This window comes from Bradyrhizobium sp. CCBAU 25360 (genome assembly GCF_028128695.1).
Taxonomy (GTDB): Bacteria; Pseudomonadota; Alphaproteobacteria; order Rhizobiales; family Xanthobacteraceae; genus Bradyrhizobium; species Bradyrhizobium ottawaense.
The window spans coordinates 820,010-837,916 of sequence record NZ_LBJA01000001.1 but is presented as its reverse complement, the minus strand read 5'-3'; the positions used below and the strand labels follow the sequence as shown (position 1 = coordinate 837,916).

The 17,907-nt window shown below is 56.8% G+C and carries 10 protein-coding genes, 1 pseudogene and 1 riboswitch; of the genes and pseudogenes, 6 read left to right on the top strand and 5 right to left on the bottom strand.

The window, feature by feature from the left end; all coding sequences use genetic code 11:
* Window positions 1–429: 429 nt before the first annotated feature.
* From XH81_RS03700 to XH81_RS03690, 3 genes are all read right to left on the bottom strand, one after another.
* Window positions 430–1,173 (bottom strand): carbonic anhydrase, encoded by a 744-nt coding sequence (locus XH81_RS03700; RefSeq protein WP_271595808.1) that lies wholly within the window; start codon window positions 1,171–1,173, stop codon window positions 430–432.
* An 8-nt stretch (window positions 1,174–1,181) separates the two neighbouring features.
* A complete protein-coding gene (locus XH81_RS03695; RefSeq protein ID WP_442868195.1) occupies window positions 1,182–1,868 on the bottom strand; it encodes a thermonuclease family protein in 687 nt (228 codons plus the stop codon).
* Between the two features lie 1,755 nt (window positions 1,869–3,623).
* Entirely contained in the window at window positions 3,624–4,280 is a 657-nt protein-coding gene (locus XH81_RS03690) for a PAS domain-containing protein (RefSeq protein WP_271595806.1), read from the bottom strand.
* 1,557 nt (window positions 4,281–5,837) lie between these two features.
* Between XH81_RS03690 and XH81_RS03685 the strand changes: the two genes are divergently transcribed.
* A protein-coding gene (locus tag XH81_RS03685; protein WP_271595805.1) for an IS5 family transposase occupies window positions 5,838–6,598 on the top strand; the annotation gives its coding sequence in 2 pieces (ribosomal slippage) (window positions 5,838–6,147 and window positions 6,147–6,598; 762 coding nt in all).
* Between the two features lie 205 nt (window positions 6,599–6,803).
* Here the strand turns inward: XH81_RS03685 and XH81_RS03680 are convergent.
* Window positions 6,804–7,526, bottom strand: coding sequence for a nodulate formation efficiency C protein (locus tag XH81_RS03680; RefSeq protein WP_271595804.1), 723 nt, complete (start codon window positions 7,524–7,526; stop codon window positions 6,804–6,806).
* A gap of 683 nt (window positions 7,527–8,209) precedes the next feature.
* A riboswitch (cobalamin riboswitch) is annotated at window positions 8,210–8,412 on the top strand.
* 101 nt (window positions 8,413–8,513) lie between these two features.
* Between XH81_RS03680 and metE the strand changes: the two genes are divergently transcribed.
* Window positions 8,514–10,859 (top strand): 5-methyltetrahydropteroyltriglutamate--homocysteine S-methyltransferase, encoded by a 2,346-nt coding sequence (gene metE / locus XH81_RS03675; protein ID WP_271595991.1) that lies wholly within the window; start codon window positions 8,514–8,516, stop codon window positions 10,857–10,859.
* 510 nt (window positions 10,860–11,369) lie between these two features.
* On the opposite strand, the gene XH81_RS03670 is transcribed toward metE, so the two are convergent.
* A complete protein-coding gene (locus XH81_RS03670) occupies window positions 11,370–11,531 on the bottom strand; it encodes a hypothetical protein (protein ID WP_246709090.1) in 162 nt (53 codons plus the stop codon).
* A 1,374-nt stretch (window positions 11,532–12,905) separates the two neighbouring features.
* Here XH81_RS03670 and XH81_RS03665 point away from each other — a divergent pair.
* From XH81_RS03665 to XH81_RS03650, 4 genes and pseudogenes are all read left to right on the top strand, one after another.
* Entirely contained in the window at window positions 12,906–13,160 is a 255-nt protein-coding gene (locus tag XH81_RS03665; protein WP_271595803.1) for a hypothetical protein, read from the top strand.
* A gap of 37 nt (window positions 13,161–13,197) precedes the next feature.
* A pseudogene (locus XH81_RS03660) lies at window positions 13,198–13,340 on the top strand (IS3 family transposase); the annotation flags it as partial.
* A gap of 2,372 nt (window positions 13,341–15,712) precedes the next feature.
* A complete protein-coding gene (locus XH81_RS03655) occupies window positions 15,713–15,898 on the top strand; it encodes a hypothetical protein (RefSeq protein ID WP_172789405.1) in 186 nt (61 codons plus the stop codon).
* Window positions 15,899–16,702: 804 nt separating this feature from the next.
* Window positions 16,703–17,806: a sulfotransferase family protein gene (locus tag XH81_RS03650; protein WP_271595802.1), complete on the top strand. Its 1,104-nt coding sequence runs from the start codon at window positions 16,703–16,705 to the stop codon at window positions 17,804–17,806.
* Window positions 17,807–17,907 lie beyond the last annotated feature (101 nt).

Here is a 17,907-nt window from a genome sequence, read left to right as displayed (position 1 = left end):
GTTCTATGTGATCCTCAGCCCAGGCTGAGCTCGGTTATCGAGGCAGGACCCTGAATGCCTTGCTCCGGTCGAAGCTGAGAAGCTCCCGGGATCGTCGCGTGCTCTGGAGTTCAGACCCTGCAATGCTTCGCATGGCGATCTGCTGCCTGAACCACCTCCACTGGGTTGTCGGCTCAATCAGGAACCATGAATGCTGTTGGACGCGCTATGTGCGTATCTTGTTGCTGGCCCCGCGTTGCCAACATGAGTGCGTAAAACACGAGAAGAATTATGAGGCCACGCATATCTAATGATTCCTGAAGCGATGACAATTGTGGAGCGGATAGTGTCCGGGCGTATTTGTGGTGGACGTTGGACCAATAATATCGCGCGGAACTGAACCGATGTATCAGGCGGCGTACGATTGCCGGGAGCGTGAAGGCGCTAGCATCAGCTCACAATATCGACCTTGCCGGTGTCGATCCGATACAGCCCCCCGATGACCTTCAGTCGGTTCTGCTCGACTGCAGCGTTCAGAATTGGCCCCGTAGATTTGATTTTGTTGACGTTATCGACCACATTTTGTCGGGTTGCTTGGGCGAACGCGTCGCCGGCTTGGTCGCCAGATGCTTTCACTGCAGGAGAAAGTGCAGTGACCAGGGACGAAATGTGCCCCGGCGGCCGCTTATCTTCATAGAGCGACTTGATCGTAGCCTTTATCGCACCGCAATGATCGTGGCCAAGGACGAGGATCAGCGGCGTGTTGAGTATGGCAACCGCGTATTCCATACTGGCGAGCGTATCCTCGTTAGCGAAGTTGCCGGCGACGCGGCAGACAAACAGATCACCTAGTCCGCTGTCGAAGATAAGTTCGGGGACCACGCGAGAGTCGGCGCAGCTCAGAACCGCTGCATATGGATTTTGTCCCTCAACCAAGACTGGCCGCTCGCGCCTGAAATCGTCGATTCGCGATGCGCCCTGGATATAGCGATCGTTCCCCTTCAGCAGCCGATCCAGGGCAGCATTTGGCGAGAGCAGGTTGTTTGGTTTGGGCAGGCCCTTTGCTTCCTTCGCGTCGACGATCTTATCGCCGAACCGCAGGAAAACTGTCGAAGCAGCGAACAGCAACAGTGACCGGCGCGAGCGCGCGTTCTTGGTTAAATGGTACATGTGATGAGAATGGGCTGCTTGCATGTGTCGCCTCATGGCACGGCTTTACGCCACCCAGTCGCTTCGGCTTCCGCTTCGCTGCAGAGCCAGCGTTCGCCGCCCTTCTTCGTCATGTCGATTTGTTCGTAACCGCGCTGCCCTGGCACGCGATAAGTCCGCTCGCCGTTGCGCTCGAGAGTCCCTTTTATCAGGCACTCGGACGACGGTGGTTCCGCCAGCAGGAGCGATCCAAGCAGGACTTCCTGAGCGTCGATCGGGACCAAGGTCGCGCCAACGACGATCGTGCCCCTATTGCGGTGAGGCCAGTCCCAGGGGGCGATGAACGCCCCCGACCACAGCCCCGTGTTAGCTGTGCTCGCCACCAACTCGTAGACAGCGTAGGTATGGTGAGATGCACCGGCGGAGAGTGCCCAGCCCGCACGTACCATCCAGACGTTCACATCCTCGCCTTCGATGAAGCAGCTACCGAGGGCTCGCCGATACTCATCGACTCTTTGGGTATGACAAACCCACGTGCGCCCATTCGAATGCTTGATAAGCTCGTCGCGAGCAGCTAGGCCGCAGGCCCATTTCCGGCCTTGTGCGTCGAGACAAATGTGATCCGTCTCAGGAGCTTCGATGCCTAGGAGCCGAACGTTCGTTCTTTCGATCTCGATCGTATTGGCGTCGAGGATGCGCGGAACACCGCTGAGTGTCGCGGCGTAGACCGGAGATGTGATGAGAACGAACAATGCGAACATGATTCCGCGGTGCGTCATCCCGACAATAACCTTTCGCTCCTGATCCATGTTCACGCACGATACGGTGCGATCCGACTGCTCGATGGCAGAGGTCCGTCCAGCCGGCGTATTTCGATGTGTGCTTTATGAGAGCTTGGCGTGAGTTCAAACCTACGACCTGACGCTGCGTAAGGATCAAGAGATTTCTTCTGGTGCGTGCGGCGGTATCACTCGAGCATCGGCGTCTCACTGGGAGCGTACTGTGACCCTCTGAACCTGGGAGGAGAGTCTCGTCGGCTTTGCGCCGTACTCGCGGCGCTGGACAAACCCGGAGCCTCGAAACGCTGTGCGCCCCCTTTGCAAAAAGTGAGCGACTAATGAAGCGTCGGCGCTCGCGGCGGCGTTGGGGGTGGACGAGCAACCTTGCTATTGTTACTTACGACTCCTATCGGCAAACTAGACCGTGCCGACGAGCACGATGAGTTCGCCCCAATGTATTGTCACGACAAAGATCTGCAAAATGATCTGGTCTGGCTCGCTCTGTCCGTGTAGACAATTACGTGGCGGAGTTCAGCCTCGATGCTCGCTGTGTAAATCAAGCTTTCTTGTTTGAGCAAAGCGCGGAAATCCGACGCCTTCTTACACCGAGCCAGATGATCGTTGCTATCAATCGCATTGTGGCATTTGGTCCTCCGCGCTGCACCGTAGGTCGTTGCTGCTACCGCCCATACGCTTTTACAAGAACTGAATTGTTTATGACTCGGCGGCGCTACGGGCGGCCGCTCTTCGGTCGTGACGGTTCCCCGCGATCTCGAGTGGCCTACCCAGGAACGCCGGCATCAGCGGCCGTTTGCTCCAGGACTTGGAACGGTTGCGATATGGAGCCGCGCTTTGCCGTGTGCGCTCCGGGCGTGCGCAAGCTGCCCACGTGTTCGGACAATCGCGAGCGCCATCCTGATGCAATTCAGTGTGAGGGGTCAGTCCACGATACGCGATTGCCCATCGCGCACTCGTGGCGAATAGCTCTGGTGCGGTTTAGCCGACTCAAGCTACACATCATTCTTAAGTACCTCACTACATAATGGGAATGACATGGTGGCAGTCGTTCGGGAAGTAACAGTCTCATCTTACGCGCTTGAAGTAGATGGCCAACTCAGAGCCGAATTCGCAACCAAAGACGGTGCCACGGCAGGTGGAGCAGAATTAAAGAAGCGGTTTCCCAAGCTTACGATCCGGGTCTATGACGTGCAGACGAATGAGCGCGAGGAAATCTAGGCCGAGTCAGTTTGGCGCTCGACATTCTAGCGTACATCTCCGGAGCTTCCGCCCTGCGGTGAGTAGGCGCTCAGCGGGTGGGCCGGGCTTGCTACCAGTGTAACTTCCTAGCCCGTTTCGTTTCAGCGTCGGTCCCTAGTGCCGGGCGTCGCTACGCTCACGCTCCTGCGTATGTCACGCAGCTACGCGATGTGCGAAGCGCACGCCTCATCGGCTCGGGTCGACGCATCCCCAAGCGCTCTAGCGAAGAATGCAGGAGAGCTAGTCCCCCGCAACCTGGTTGCTCTCACTGGGTGGAGTGCAGGCGGGCAAACCAGTCGCAAACTAGGCTCTGTACCCATAAACCCGGCGGCGTGATGCGATTAAAGGAATGTCTGCTTTGCCCCTATAGCGACCGACTTCGTGCGGCAGCGCAATATGTCGCGGTGGGCCAACAGCAGGCACGCGTTTTAGATGACGGCGGACCACTAACCAGCCAACCTAATCTCTAGGCTCCTCGGGAAAGGGTTCAAAAGTCTTTCGCCCTAGGAATGCATCTGGCGGGGAATTGTGCTTGAGTGCCTTGGTGGTTTGTCGCACGACCTCCACACTCTCCTCGATCAAAGCGCGAGATGCCAAGATCTTCTCCTGGGTTTCCTTGACAACCTCGCGCGCCCCATAAATGGCCTTGTCAGCAGAGCGCAAGAGCGCCTCTGACGCCGAAGGAGGCCGACCCGCTCTCTCAGCCTTTCGGGCCAGAACAGAGGTCGTTGCGTCGGTGACATGATGGACCACCGCCACGATCCCGCCATCACCATCGAGAACCGGCCAGTTCTTAGGGTGCCAATAGCGAACCTGCCAAGGTCGACCTTCGGGCTGGATGTCATATCTTTGCAAGGGCATCACCTGACCGCGCATTTCCTGAAGGACCTTGCCAAACGACTCGGCCAGATTGGCAACCCCGTTGGCAAGTGCCAGGTGCGGATTGTCAGGGAAGGCGTCGAACATATCTAAACCGGCAAGCGTATCCCGCGAGCGCGAGACGCCGATGAGGTAGGCGTCGTTGGCATCAACAATCTTCAGATCCGGCGTAAGTAGAAGGGCGGGTACAGGCGAATGCTCGAACGATCGATGCCACGCATCCTGTGCCCCGGCCATCAGAGCTCTTGGCGTGCGGGAGTTCGGTTGCACAGTCGTCATTTATCGAACCTCTTTCTGAGATGCCCCTTACGCTCAATCCTAGCTGAAACGGACCTTTACCCCAACCATGGAGACGCCGTGCGATTGTGGCGTTCCCGCGAAGGAACCTCTCTGCCCCATTCGCGTCCGCTCGTCTCCAGAACCTGAGGTCAGGTGAGCACGTCTGCCAATGGTCACGAGCTGACGAGTCGGCGAACGGTGCTGCAGGACCGGGTTGGGCCAATAGGCAACATTCACTAGCCTTCAGAGCAGCGAATGGCCTACTTCATTTTCTACTCGTCTTCTGCTTTTGGCCATGGTTTGTAGGGGCCGCCTCCAAGAAAGACCGTTGGGGCTGGCCTTCGCAGCAGAGCTTCGGAGTGAGCCAACAACTCACGAGACCAAGCGACCATCCGCGCGTCAATCCCCGTATGCGGAAAGCGGCTGTCGGCAAAGCGCTTGTCGTCCGATGATTTCGACATCGGCTCCTCCTGATCCAGCAGGCGGGAGCTCGCTTGTCTCTCAGCCACCAGCGCCTACGGGCAGGGCCTCAGCCGGTGATAGAGGACGACTACCATGGATTGATCTCATTTCACAGCAATTAGGGTTGCCCATTTTCGCGCATCGCCTTGCTCTCGACCCTCGCCTGAGCACTTTCGAGAACTGAGCGTCGGAGTTGCACTCGCTCAAACCTCTGCTCTTCGAACAGAAGGCGCCAATGGTGCTGAAGCGCTTGGCTGTCTGCGATAGCTAGAGCAGCGCGTTTTAGGAGTTCGTCCATTGTGCTGATCATCAGCCTGTTCGATCGCACTTCAATAACTTGAGTTAGGCCGCCTCCACTCCCTCGGGGGCATCGCATTCGCCGAGCGAACCGGAACCTCCGCAGGGGGCAAGCGGACAGACCGGCGGACACCGCCGCGGATCCGCTGAGGGGCACTTGGAGATTTGACCCGAGCGCCGTTAGCCTTCGAACGCTCGAATGCTCTCAACGAGGGCCCGCGCAGCCGAAAGGTTACCCGTTGGATGAAGACGAACTGCCCTCGCACTGGAATGCCTGCCTTTCTGCGTGCAACGCCTCGATGGCGGCTTCGATCATTACGCGACTAAAAGATTCCAGGCCCGGAGAGATGAGGATGCGGAGCTTTTGAATTCGGGCATCGATCTGGTCGCACTTGTCGCACATGGCCCCTCGCCAGTTTAGGGCGGGAGCAACCGGGCTCGCATCACCGGTAGATGCCACGGGTCGTGCGGTGATACGATCCGCCTAACAGTCCAGCAGCGTCAAAGCACCATCATAAGCTAAGTTCGTACCATTTCGTGGGCGGGGTTAAAAAACGGTTGTGACGGCCAGCCGCGTGTCCCTGATGCGAGGTAAGGGGACTTACAACGCCCGCTTAGGGTCATTTTCGACGCATTTGGCAGAGATGGAGGGCTGGTTGATGTCCGCTCCTGTCCGTAAGCGCCGCACCAGGAGCGGGCCAAAAGCGTTGCATTTGGCCGGACTGCCGTGATTCAAACTCACCGAGGGCTCGAATCATGCGCTACGAACTCGCCGACCATGAATGGGCCACCATCAAGCCGATGCTGCCGAACAAGCCGCGTGGTGTTCCTCGAGTGAACGACAGACGGGTCCTGAATGGCATCTTCTGGATCCTCCGATCAGGAGCACCCTGGCGTGATCTGCCGACGGCGTTTGGCCCATACACCACTTGCTACAATTGCTTCGTCAGGTGGCGGCGGGCCGGTGTTTGGGGCTGCATCATAGAAGCGCTTTCCACTGCCCATGATGCCGCTGTCCAGATGATCGACACCTCCATTGTCCGCGTGCATCAGCATGGAGCCTGCATCACAAGGACCAGCGCCAATCAATGGGAAGGTCCCGCGGCGGCTTGACGAGCAAAATCCATGCGGTGGTCGATGGCAATGGTCTGCCAGTACGGTTGGCGCTGAGCCCCGGTGAGGCCCATGACGTTCGACTCGCCGGAAAACTGCTGTCTCGTCTGAAATCCGGGTCAATGCTGCTTGCCGATCGTGGCTATGACGCGGACTGGATCAGGGAGCTTGCCAGGAAGAAGGGTGCGTGGGCGAACATCCCGCCGAAAAGCAATCGCAGCGATCCGATCTGCTTCAGCCCCTATCTCTATCGTGCTCGCAAGCAGGTCGAGCGGTTCTTCAATAGGATCAAACAATGTCGTCGGGTGGCGACGCGCTACGACAGGCTCGCTGCCAACTACCTCGCATTCGTTCAACTCGCGTCAATCAGGCTATGGATGCGCCTTAATGAGTCCGCGTCCTAGTACGCGCCGCTGAGCTCGACACCTGGCGGAAAAGTATCATGCTGCTTGACCTTTCGTAGGGCAGGCCGAACTGCTGCGAGAAGGGCAGCCGGACTATTGCGGAGCCGTAAGCAACGCAACTGCGGAGCGGGTATGTCTTGCAGTTGGTACGAGGCTTTCGACCGTACGGCAGCTGCGGTGCGATGTTGCTCTGCGCGGCCGTCTACTAAGGCCTTCGGTCCCCTAAGTCTTCCTCTTCCTTTGGCTCGGTCCGTTGAAACCAGGAGCCCGGAGGAAATTTCGCGATGCGCTTGGCAAAAGAGGATTGTGGCTCCCAATCTTGGCCTTCGCTCTTCTCGAAAGTGATGACCCCGTTGTGTGTAAAATAACGTGGTCCTTGGATATCGCAATTCACCAAGAGCAGAATGCGCCATAGATCGCCTTTCTCGTTCGGCTTGTCATTCTGCTTGGGTAAGTAGTCTACCCCAACAGGTTCAATGATAGTGCATCGGCCCTGCCGCAGAAGATCGCCGAGCCGGCCTTGCGGCGTAGTCACAAAGTTGAAGTTACTTGGATCATGCAGAAAGCTAAAGTTTGCGTCCCTTTCACCATCTGCGACTTCTTTGGCGATCAACGAGAGCGCTAGGGCACGCCAGCCCAATTCCATCGGCTTCGCATAGGTTGACGCAAGCTCAATCGTACCGTCGAGCGCGACTTTCCAGGTGATAGCGTACTGTTCGTCTGATTTGTTGTCTCGGTGCCTGGTCCACGAAACGAAAACATAGTCGTTTTCGCCAAGTTCAACGACCCCCCACATCTGAGGGACGAACTGTGCCACCTTCGAGACATTGGAGATGATTTGTTCTATCGTCTCACCATCTTGCGCTCGCCACGTTGACTTGAGTCTTTCGACAAGTGGGTTGTCGCTGGCGCCAATGGTGTTGCTCATGGCAGCCGGCCAGGCTAGGCACATTAGAAGTCCGCCCAGGGCAAGCCATAGCGCGGGTCTTCCCGACATTCTCTTCATAACCCTCGGCCTATCGCGTTTCATCCGTACATCTTTCAAAGCTGGCAACCTTGAAGCTGCTATGAGCGGGCGCAAGAAGTTTACGGAGAGGCGACGGGGCACCCGTGGCTATCCCGCGCGGGCAGCCGCTCCCCTCTATGTCACGCGCCGCTAACTTCCCTAGCCCGCGACAGCTTCAATTGGCTGAGCTGGACATACCGAGCAAGAGAGACTGGGTATGTCGAGCGGCTTGCATTCTTTGTGCCAGGGAGAGGGCGGAGAGTTGCACGGGTTTTATGTCCCTCTTGTCGACTTTCCAACCTGCGCACGCTTCGATGTTTCCATTCAGTGTATCGGCCGCAGTTTGTGGATCCTTTCAAGTGCGTTTGCCGTCATTGAACCGTCTGGTACGCGATCGTTGGCGTCGGCGTGCGGCCTACATGATGGCTGGCGACACGAAGCCGACTTAATCGATGAACTTTGAAGTCTGGTTAGCACGCAAGTCAACCTGCTCGTCCCGTATGTTGCTAGATTGCGCTGCTCATAGAAAGGCACGGTTATTCGCCTAGATGTCGCAGATTAGCTTGGCACATGATCTGAGAGGTTGACGGAAGAGTCCTCCTGTCGATAATCCAAGTCGTCGAGGTTCTCCGAATCCCACTTGATCCGGAGCTAAGAGGGAAGCCGGTGCAAATGCCGGCGCTGCCCCCGCAACTGTGAGCGGCGAGCTACTGTCCAACGATGTCACTGAAGCCAGCACGGCTTCGGGAAGGCCGGACAGCAGCGATGACCAGCAAGCCAGGAGACCTGCCCCGACGATGTATTGGTCCACGGGCGGGGTGTCTCGGTGGTGCGCCAAGCAGCCGTCGCATGCGCGACTTCCTCTGCCTGCGTCCGCCATGGCCTTTGTCCCCAACAGGGGTTAACACTATGTCTCTTCTCTCTCTTCCGGTTGCTACGCTCGGGACGCCACGCATCGGTCCAAGGCGTGAGCTCAAACTCGCTCTCGAAAGCTACTGGGCGGGAAAGATCAGCGAACAGCAATTGCTCGAGGACGCATCCGGGCTGCGCGCAGCTAACTGGGCTCGTCAGAAATCTCTCGGCGTCACGATCATTCCGTCGAATGACTTCTCGCTGTATGATCAGGTGCTCGATACAAGTGTCATGGTTGGTGCTATCCCGGAGATCTACGCCTCGAAAGGAGACTACGTTTCCCTCAAGACGTACTTCGCCATGGCTCGCGGATCACAATGCGACGACCAGGATACGAGTTGCGGTCTCCGCCAGCGGGGGTCTGGCGCACCCGCGCAGGAAATGACTAAGTGGTTTGATACCAACTACCACTACATGGTTCCCGAGTTTTACAAGGGACAGGCGTTCAGACTTTGCTCTCGCAAACCCATCGAAGAGTATGAGGAAGCAAAGGCTCTCGGCTTTCAGACCCGCCCTGTCCTGATCGGGCCCGTCACATTCCTAAAACTCGGCAAGAGTGCCGATGGCGCGTTCCAGCCCCTATCCCTACTAGATGATTTGATACCGATCTATATTGAGGTTCTGCATGAATTGGCCGAACGAGGGGCAAGTTGGGTTCAGTTTGACGAGCCCTGCCTGGTCCTTGATCTGGACGAAGCGGTACGAAAATCACTGCTACATGCTTATAAGCGGTTCGCAAAAGAGGGACCGGCTATCAAGATCATGGTTGCCAGCTATTTCGGCGACCTAGGCGACAATTTGGATACCGCCTTGAGCCTCCCAGTCTCGGGTCTGCACGTTGACCTGGTTCGAGCGCCAGAGTTGTTGGATCAGATCATTGCTGTCGGTCGAAGAGATCTCGTAACGTCGCTCGGTGTCATCGACGGCCGGAATGTGTGGCGATCGAATCTGTCGTCGCTCCGTCGGCGGTTGGAGCCCGCGATTGCGAAGCTCGGCAAGCACCGTGTACAGCTCGCTCCATCCTGCTCGCTGCTTCATGTGCCGGTCGATGTTGAACTCGAGACCGGGCTCACGTCCGACGTCAAGAGCTGGCTTGCTTTCTCTGTTCAGAAGATGCGTGAGCTTGCGATCCTGGCGCGAGCACTCGCTGGCGACCAAAATGTCGGGCTCGCTCTTGCCGATTCGGAATGCGCTGCGACTGCCCGGCGGACTTCGCCGAAGATCCATGATGCCAATGTCGCTGCCCGGATGAGCGCAATCGACCAGACGATGCGCCGGCGCGCAAGTCCGTTTGCACGTCGTTCCGAGATCCAAAGGGCACGCTTTGGACTACCAGCTTTTCCCACCACGACGATCGGATCGTTTCCTCAGACCACAGAAGTCAGAAATGCTCGGGCGGCGCATGCGCGAGGCGCGCTGAGCGACGAGCAATACGATAGGTTCATCAAGGAGGAGATAGCCCGCGCCGTACGTTGGCAGGAGGACATCGGTCTTGACGTCCTCGTGCACGGCGAATTTGAGCGCAATGACATGGTGCAGTACTTTGGCGAGCAACTCGCCGGCTTCCTATTTACCAGGAAGGGATGGGTACAGTCTTATGGTTCGCGCTGCGTCCGGCCCCCGATCCTGTTTGGCGATGTAGTGCGGTCGAAGCCGATCACTGTGGACTGGTGGCGTTACGCGCAATCACTAACTAGCAAGCCAATGAAGGCGATGTTGACCGGACCGGTGACGATCCTGAACTGGTCGTTTGTTCGCGATGATATTCCTAGGAGCGAGGTCTGCCGTCAGCTTGCGCTTGCGATCCGCGACGAAGTGCGCGACCTCGAGAATGCCGGTGCGGGCATGATACAGATCGACGAAGCTGCACTTCGCGAAGGATTGCCCTTGCGCCGATCGGAGTGGAAGGCCTATCTCGATTGGGCCGGAGAGTGCTTCCGCATCTGCTCATCAGGCGTTACCGATCAGACGCAAATCCATACACATATGTGCTACTCCGAGTTCAACGACATCATCGGTGCGATCGCTGCAATGGATGCGGATGTCATTTCGATCGAGACGTCGCGATCGAAAATGGAACTACTGGGCGCATTCAGGAAGTACGAATACCCAAATCAAATCGGACCTGGCGTGTACGACATCCACTCTCCACGCGTTCCCGAGGTGAGCGAAATGAAGGAGCTGATGGTGCTGGCTCGGACGCGTTTGCAAGAATCACAGCTCTGGGTCAATCCGGACTGCGGCTTAAAAACGCGCAAATGGGAGGAGGTGCGGCCTGCGATTACCAACATGGTCGCTGCCGCCCGCGAACTGCGCGCTGCATCGTCTCCGCAAAATCATTGATCCGGCGCTCGGTCTGTTCTCGACCAAGCTACTCGCTTGTGGTCAATACCGCCCTCCTTAATCTCGCGGCAAGACTTGGGGCCAACAAAAAGTGCTTGGCCCCAGTTGATGGTTGGAACGGATGTGCATCCGGAGAAACGACGCTGACGGCTCGCGGTACTTGGCCGAAAGATAATAGCCGACGGTTCACCAAGGCGAGAACATTGGCCGAGAATATGGACTCATATCGATACGTTTATCGTAGCTCCTTATGCCGTGCTAAGCGATCGTTTGGTCTGAGAGACGAAATCTACACCGTGGTGTCTCTCATAAGAAGAGTGGGAACGGTTGCGACAACAATGAGAGGGGTGATGCCGGACGTAACCGCAAGGGGCTTCTCATCGGTCCGCTCGGACATGTTTCCCCGTCAGGCGCTCTCATTCGATGAACCCCACATAGTGTCCGACGAGAGGACGCCGAAGCCAGTTCCTGCTTCAACTCACACCAATCTATTGTGCAGGATCGCCGCCGCTATCCGAGCCAGATACGCCAATGCGTTGGCTGCACGGCGACGTGCTCTCCGGTATTCGCGTTGATCCATCCGCCGAACGCCCGGCGGCAGGGAAAGACCACCCGGTGAATTGAATTCCCCTCGATCACGGCAATCTCCAGATCCTGATCGAAGGGCGGCATGATTTCGAGCCGCTCCCAGATCAAATCGCCATTTGATCCTGAACAAAGTTCATCGCTGCGAGCTGACAAATTCAGACAACCTTGTGAACATTACGAACATCGCTTGGCGTTCGCGCGAGCAGGCTCTGCGCGATTCGACCGGACGGCGCGCGGTCTTGATGGCGTGAGCCGCGGCAGAGGGCAGTCGGTGGCATCGTTGGTCCGGAACACTGTCCGCTCGCGAATATTTGGATTTTCGCCGGCAAACAAGGCCTGAGCTTCCGCCGAATGGATCTGGGGCAGCTCAAGGCCTCGGCTGTCGCTATTTGTAACTGTTCTGCACGAACTAAACTGGTCTGCAGCTCCAGCAATCTGGCTTGTGGCGGGGTAAATGGCCCGGTTTTCTATCATGTCACGTCCCTTGTTGGTGAGATACTCCGTGTTCTGCGGCGTCATCCCGTGGAGTGCGGGCGACTTCAGCCGCGCTCTCGCGCGCGTAGCACGTGCTCCAGCGAGAGCGCGAAGACGCTGGATTCGGTTGACACCAATAGGAGGGACGTAGCGTTGCTCGGAGCCCATAATCGGGCCTGTCCGCAGGTCGATAAAGTAGACGTCATCGCAAGCGGCGCAACTTATCATGTGTAGGTCATCAACCCGCGGCTCGGCTGCGCCCGAAAGGAGTCCTAAAAAGTGATGGCTGGTGCTTGGACATGAGAGCATCATGGGCTCAAGTCGTTCTTTCTGCCATGCGTCTGACCTTACTAGAAGATCACCTCTATCAGGACACAGCCGTCGTAGCATTGATGCGGGTCAAAAGCCTCGTTCGTCCGGGAGTGGTTGACCTCGAGCGGCCGCACGTGCCGCAAATCCCCGCGTGGCAGTGCACATGTCCGAACTCGGGCATGCGCGAATCCATCGCACTCTCTGCAGCACGCCAGCGTGTTGATTTGAGGCGCAACTCACGCTCCATGGGCTACGGCAGCATTGTTCCTCATTGCTCCGTGCACACGGATGGTCAAACGATTGTTCGCCTTCATCGTCGGTAGCCTTGTCGGGGCTGATCCCACCTTTAGGTCTCGGCACTGGAGTCCTGGACCTGGGCTCATCGAAACGTGGGCTGCGACAATCCTTATGATCGGCTTACCGTGGGGGCGGCTAGTGGACCGTCGGATGGAAGACGGGTTCCTGGCCTGATTGCCGCACGATCGCCTGCGCGCATAGTCCCTCGCCGGCGTATATAAGAAATCTGCGCGCAAGCGGCTCGTGCCGTGCCGTTACATCTGATCGATCTTTGGATGGGCGGACAGACCTCTTGGGGGGCTACTTGAGGCAGATCAAATACTCGCGATGCGAATGGCAGAATAGTCGATAAGCGAACCACGGGAAGCGAGGGGCATGCCTTCATTTAATGTTCGGTTTATTAAGACCGTTTGTGACGATACCGGCGGCGAGCATCGTGCGTGCCAGGCAGCATTCAAGGTCGATGCCGTCTCCCTGAGTGCTGCTGCTCAGCAGGCGGAGACTGAATTTTGCAAGCAAAAGAGTGTCCGCGATTGGACAATATTCGCCGATGTATTGGAGCTTCGAACCCCACCTGCCTTAGCTAATCCGTCCACATCAGCCTTTCGAGCATCCCGCAAGGACGCCTGAGTAAGCAAGGGTTTCGCACTTCCTGAGTTTTCCACGGAAGCGCGACATCTTAAGCACCGACCAAGGCTATTCACGGCCGCGACGTTCACCGGCGTGCTCGCCAGTCATGGCATCGCCATTAGCATGGACGGCTTGCTTGCCCGCGATAACGTATTCGGCGAGCGTGCCTATGAGACTGTGCCTACGCTCGCGTCTTGATCGGACTCGGCTATGAAACCTGAACGCACGGCCGATACGGGTAAGCGTGACTTTAGATTCGTACGACGAGTGGTCGAGATTGAAGGAAGTTGTGGTGGGTACGGCCACCAATCATGCGGCTCATGATCGCGAACTCTCTTGCGACTTATTCCTTTATAACAATCTTGAGCTTCGCTCGGACTGGTATTATCCGCGTTCTCTCGTCGGCGGCAGCAGGTGCCTGAGCTCGCGCACCGGTCCGCCACGGGATCGAGGACCGCTATGTCGACGAACTGAATGAGCACGTCGAAGCAATTGTGGACACGTTGCGGGAGCTTAACGTGATCGTGCATCGACCGATGAGCCTTCTGTTGGTGCGGTCTCGAGCGATGACCGACTATTTGCCAGAAGCAATGCGCAAGTGATAGTCGCGCCCGAACCATTCAAAACTAATTCCCCAGCTTGCGACGATGACGACCTGCTGTTGTCCGGCCTCTACATAGATATCAACGTCCTTTCGGTCCCTCCTGACGTTCGTTTTAGTCAAAGACGCCGGCCCCGAACTGGCCAGGATCCTTGAACACAATCGCTTTCCGGTCATCCCGGCTCGGCAGCGCCATAGGTGGATCTTTGCCGGGGGGATTGCTTTACTGTCGATGCGGTCCGCGAAGACGGGTCCAAGGATTACTTCGACTAGTACCGGAGGCGGCGGCTCGTAAAGCCATTGCTTTGGGAGCCTGATAGCTGGCGAAGGTGTGCTCGTTAGAACTTGTCAAAGTTATGCTGCATCAACTAGTTGCCAGAACCAAAAACTGTAGCGTAAGCGCCGCAGAGCCGCAGAGCCGCAAAGTAGCTAAGTAAAATTAGATGTACTCTCGCACGTTTCAGGTCGACGCTCGTCGAGTGCGCCTCTCAGCGGAAAGTTGGGACGTGAACACGCTCAGATCTTGCACCATCGTGCCCGTGATGGTCTTGACGTATCAGGATGGAGCTTTCGAATGTCATTTGATCGTCCAGTGACTTTAAGGGAGACTGTTGCTTCAATGTCACCAGACCGATGAACGGCCGATCTACGCTCGCGCGACAAGAGATACCACATGTTCGATATCTATTTGAACCGAAGACACGATCTTTTGGTCGTCCCGACAGGCTTTGGGATCCCGCCGGGATTGGACGGCAATTGGAAGAGAAAGAGGCGGGCGGTTCGTTCCGTGAGCGACGTCATTCGTCAAGATGTACAACAGCGTGGTTACCACCGACGTCGTTTGATCTCGTACTGGTCCAAGGCGGTTGAGATCTCCTCACACTCCTAGTCGACGCCGCTATCTTATGCTGAACCGTTCTTCGGAAGCTTCGGGCAGGATGTGGCCGATGCGTCGAAAAAGTTGCTTAAAGCGACCAGACCAGGGGGGCATCGCGTATTGGGCTTAGCGAGCAAGCTTTTCTTTTGAAAGCGGGGCGCGCCTCTGGAGCTTACCTCAAAATAGGTGTTATGAGGCTTTTTCTTGGGTCAATGGCGTGCGCGTGAGTTTTCACGTCTATACTGAAGATACCTACCGGCTAGCCGCACGGGCCGGTCGAGTATCGAAGTCGTTAAGCAGCATTGGCTACTTGTATAGCAGCGGCCCGGAGTGGCCGGCTCATATGAAGCGCATCGCAGGCCACGCGCCCCAACTCGGCATTTTCGGCCAAAGCTGATGCGGGAGGCCGGATGCGGGATCCTCGCCGAGGAGGGAAGGGAATATCTTGAGAGGCTCGAACACTTAGATCAGTGAACTATGCAGGCGTAGGTTGAGCGAGAGATCGCGCAACAGCCGAAAGCTGAGCAACTGCGCCTTTGACTTCGCAGCTGGGAAGGAACGCGGGCAGAAAGCGCCCCACGGCAGGCGATTGAGCCCACGTAAACCGCTACCGGGGCGACCGCCAGCCGCTCAACCCCTTGCTGATCGTGATGTACTCAACTAGATCTCGAAGTCACATCTTGAAACAGTGGCGTTGCAATTGGTATTAGGAAGTCGTTCAACGCGGCTAGGGATATTGTGATTCAAACCTGAGGGATGAGGCTTCTGGCCTCCTCATGCACATCAGCGTGGTCGAGACGGTCGGCTAAACTGATCTCGCGTTGGCTTACTCATTCTAGCGCGTGTCGGTTGCTTCGCCGCAAATAGAAGGGCGTCGATGGGAACGTTCTCTGAGGGCGAGGCGAGGTGTATATGAGGTTTGCAGTTCCACAGCTGTACTAGCCCAGACGTCTCGCGTTTGGAACGCATGACCAAGTTATACCTGACGCCACTCTTATATATCGTCTGCTTTTTGCGGTCGTCGTGCCGTGAAAACTATGCTACAAGCCGCTCCTCTCAAAAGGAGCATTCATCGTGAAGAAAGCAACCAAGAAACGCGTTACGCGGCGCGAATGGACGAGGGCAGATATCAAGGAGCTCAAAGTCCATTCGAAGGCCCGAACCCCGGTCATAAAAATAGCAAAGATGACCAAACGCAGCGTCGGTGCGCTCCGCCAGAAGGCCTTGCATCTTGGAATCGGACTCGGACATCAGCGGTAGTTTTGAGCAGCGCTGGTACTGGCGCGATAGGGCGGCTCGCTGGGCCGCCCTCAGTACCCATAGAAATTTTGTCGGAAATTTAGCTTTACGGATCCGCGCTGAGAGAGTGTTTGGATGGTGTTTCACTGTCGCGGTGGGAGCTCCAGCATCTCTCATTATTGACGGACTATCTTAGACGTGGTCTCAACGGGTGTGACCGATCGGCAGTGAAGACATTGCCTTGCTGATGGCGCCGTCATGGATCTCTCACATGAAGGGCGATCCAGTCTGTTGACCGACCAACGGCGGCGCTCACTGGAGGTAGCGTCTGGATCGCTCCCGCGCTGAGAAGAGTTCTGCTGTGATGTCCGCGATATGGCCTGCTTCTTTGCAGCGCTCCGCTCATATGCCGAAATTGTTTGTGTCTGCCGAGCCTCAGCAAGGTGCATGTCGCAGTTACCTCTTCAATGCCCCGGCGCACCCATCTTCTATACGTAGCAACCTTCCATGTGCCGCGCGCGGTCTTGGCAAACGTCCGTATAGTTCTTTTCAACCTTGCCATATTCGCGGTCAATCTTCGTGCACTTGAGCTGTTGCTTGATTTCGTTTTATCGATCGAGCAATCGGGGAAGCGATTTCAGTTATCGTTCTGTGATCCCGCCTGATCGGACTGAATGGGTCTCAAGCCATGAGTGGCAGACAAAATTCTTGTCCTTTCGACTCCTTGTACGCAAGCGGTTGCCCTCATGTGATCCGGCGGCCGGCTTTGTTTCGCCCAATCGAGCTAGCGTTGACAGATGGCGCTTGCCAAGCACGAGTGTCTGAATGATGAGCGGACTTGTTGGTCGTTCACCTGAGGTGTGTTTTCTCCTTGGTCTTCCACGATCCGGGACCACACTCCTTGCACATTTGCTGCAGCTCCATCCAGACATTGCGGCTCCGCCTGAACCCTGGTTAATGCTGGCGCTTGAAGCAATTGGCAAGGTGGATCGGCGTCATCCGGCCGGCAGCTCTCTAATTGAGGCCGCCACCTCCGAATTCTTGGGACGGATAGATCGCACGATCGTCAGCCGCGCTTTTGCAGATGCAGCATACGATCAATATCTGGCAAAAGCGGGCAAGCGCATCATCATAGATAAGACACCACGCTATTGGACGACACTTGAATTTGTTGAATCCGTCTATCCGGAAGCGCTACACATCCTTCTGATGCGCAATCCTTACGCGATCGCCGCTTCACTGAAATCGACGTGGGGCATCCCACTGCGGGCAGAAAGCGCGCAGCCGGTCAGCGTATCCAGTCTCGCTGACCTCATGCTTCGACTGCCCGATGGCATAATATCTTCGCTGGCCGATTTGGTTTTGGGTCTTCCTAGGCTCGCCGCGCAACGTATTCGCCCGCAGACTCATTTGGTGCAATACGAACTGCTCGTGGCGCACCCGGACGAGGAAATCCAGCGTCTACTGACAGCGCTCGGCTGTGATCCAGGAGGCGTGGCATCGGTGAGCATGGGACGAGCAGATTATCTTCAGTCCAGCAGCTTTGGAGACCGAAAAATCCTGGAACGAAACACCATCGACGAAAGCTCTGTCAAATCGTGGCAATCTCAATTGAGCGTCGAAGAGATGCAAACCGTGACCGATCTGGTCGGTGCCGAGCTTTTCGTAGAACTTGGATATGAGCAGGAACTGCTGCATGCCCAGAAAGCCGGAGTTCTGGACAGGGGACGGGAAGTAACCGAACTTTATCGTCGGATATTCCGAACATGGTGGGATTTTCGAAGTGCCAAGGCGGGAGGACTGTCCGGCTTATCTCATGCTGGAGAGTCTGCCCACACTAATTGGAACGTTTCGGAGAACCGGGACGTGGCTATCGAGATGTTGCGAGGCGAGGTCGCGCGGCTTGAGCGGATCGTCGGGAGCTCCTAAGGATTCTGAATGCTTGTGGTCGAGCAACGCTGGTTGATTTAGCCAAGATCCTTAACCGGCACGCTGATCTCCCGATCAGGTGTGCCGCACGCGCCGGCAGT

Excerpts from the sequence above, each read along its gene's own strand:
- metE (WP_271595991.1), top strand. The coding sequence starts at position 8,514 with ATGTCTCTTCTCTCTCTTCCGGTTGCTACGCTCGGGACGCCACGCATC.
- XH81_RS03650 (WP_271595802.1), top strand. The coding sequence starts at position 16,703 with ATGATGAGCGGACTTGTTGGTCGTTCACCTGAGGTGTGTTTTCTCCTT.
- XH81_RS03690 (WP_271595806.1), bottom strand. The coding sequence starts at position 4,280 with ATGGCCGGGGCACAGGATGCGTGGCATCGATCGTTCGAGCATTCGCCT.
- XH81_RS03670 (WP_246709090.1), bottom strand. The coding sequence starts at position 11,531 with ATGCCGCCCTTCGATCAGGATCTGGAGATTGCCGTGATCGAGGGGAAT.
- XH81_RS03680 (WP_271595804.1), bottom strand. The coding sequence starts at position 7,526 with ATGAGCAACACCATTGGCGCCAGCGACAACCCACTTGTCGAAAGACTC.
- XH81_RS03700 (WP_271595808.1), bottom strand. The coding sequence starts at position 1,173 with ATGCAAGCAGCCCATTCTCATCACATGTACCATTTAACCAAGAACGCG.
- XH81_RS03665 (WP_271595803.1), top strand. The coding sequence starts at position 12,906 with ATGCCTTCATTTAATGTTCGGTTTATTAAGACCGTTTGTGACGATACC.